This is a genomic window from Faecalibacterium langellae (assembly GCF_002549775.1).
Classification (GTDB): Bacteria; Bacillota; Clostridia; order Oscillospirales; family Ruminococcaceae; genus Faecalibacterium; species Faecalibacterium langellae.
Window position 1 is genome coordinate 1 of record NZ_NMTR01000033.1, and the last position, 1,616, is coordinate 1,616.

A 1,616-nucleotide genomic window follows, 5' to 3' on the forward strand; every position below is an offset into this window, starting at 1 on the left:
CTTAATATATTGATTTAGGAACCATATTCCCATAGGAATCCCCAGTATCCAACCTATCATTGTGGTTAATATATTTTCTAACAAGGTAATATTTTGTAAATTTTTCTTAGAGAATCCGAGGACTTGTAAAGTGGCATAATCTCTTGTGCGTTCAACAAAATTTAGGGAGCCTAAATTGTATAGTATTACGATCACTAATAATAAAGCAAATCCAATAATGATTAGAAAAACATTCATTAAGCTATCTATAAAATTATATGCATTACGTTCCTGACTGTACTTAGTTACTGTAGATAAAATATTTGGATCATTTGAAAGTTTAGATGATGAATATTTGCTATCAATTAAAATCGTCTTAGGATTAAATTCTCCTCCGAGCCTTTTATACGTAGCTTTAGTAATATACGCTCCTTGAGTAGTCTCACTTCCGACAATACCTTTTACAGGTACTACATATTTTTTACTATCTTGATACGGTTTTATTGTCAAGTTGTCACCGATATTAATATTTGCAGATTTTGCAAAGGATTTAGAAATATATACTCCACCATTTTGAATTTTTTTTCCATCTGTTGTCTTTATATTAACAAAATTTCCTTGATCTACAATGATAAATAATCTATTATATGCATCCTCTTTACTAAAATGTGCTTTATTAATTTGAATCCATTGACCGTCATATTTTTTATTTGCTAATGAATAATCTCTGACATTAAGTCTTCTATAATAACTAAAATCTTTATTATAGGTCTTAGTAACTAAATAGTTCATTGAAGAAGGCATTCCTATTCCAGCAATTAACAACATCACACCGCCAGAAACCCCTATTATTCCCATTAAAATACGTATTTTATTAGAAAGCGCATCTCTAATAGCCCACTTGGTTTCATCCGTTATATTTCTCCAAATAATATCTATTTTTTCTAATAAAATATGATGTACTTTTTTTTCTGTTCCTCTTAAAAATACTGCTGGAAGGCCTTTCACCGCTTGTCGAGAAGCTATGTAAGAAGAAACAGTACAAATCAAAATAACGAACCATAGAATCCCTAAAGAAAACCATAAATAAGCAATTCTCCAGTTTGGGATTAAGAACATTTTTTTTTCAGTATTTAAAACAAACAAAGATATAATAGTGGAAAATACTGTACCAATAATACATCCGAGACTACTAATTAAAAAGCCAAAACTGATATAATGTTCAGTAATCTGTAAATTAGAATATCCTAGTGCTTTGAGTACAGCAATTTCTTTCGTCTGGCTTTCAATGAGCCTTAGAATGGTTGAAAACATCGCTAAAATTGCTAATAGTATAAAAATAAAAGAAAATAGAAAAGAAAGATTTCGAATTTGACCAACACGCTCTGTTGCTTCAGCTATCTCAGTTTTTGTCTTGCGATTCTCGTAAGAAATTAATCTATTACCTAATATAGTTTCAATTTCATGTCTAATATCATTATTTTTTGAATATATTTTGATTAATTGTGTTGATGGATAATCAATAAAATATTTGTTGAATGTTGCTACAGATATGTAAGCATAAGAATAATTTTTATGGTTAGGAGCAATATAGTCTGACTTACCTGTAAATTAAATTTTTTAATAAGTTTGTTTAA

At 28.8% G+C, this 1,616-nt stretch carries 1 protein-coding gene; it reads right to left on the reverse strand.

Annotated elements, in window-relative coordinates:
- The coding region (locus CGS49_RS13385; RefSeq protein WP_343215877.1) for an ABC transporter permease at positions 1-1,569 on the reverse strand (1,569 nt) is incomplete at its 3' end.
- Positions 1,570-1,616 lie beyond the last annotated feature (47 nt).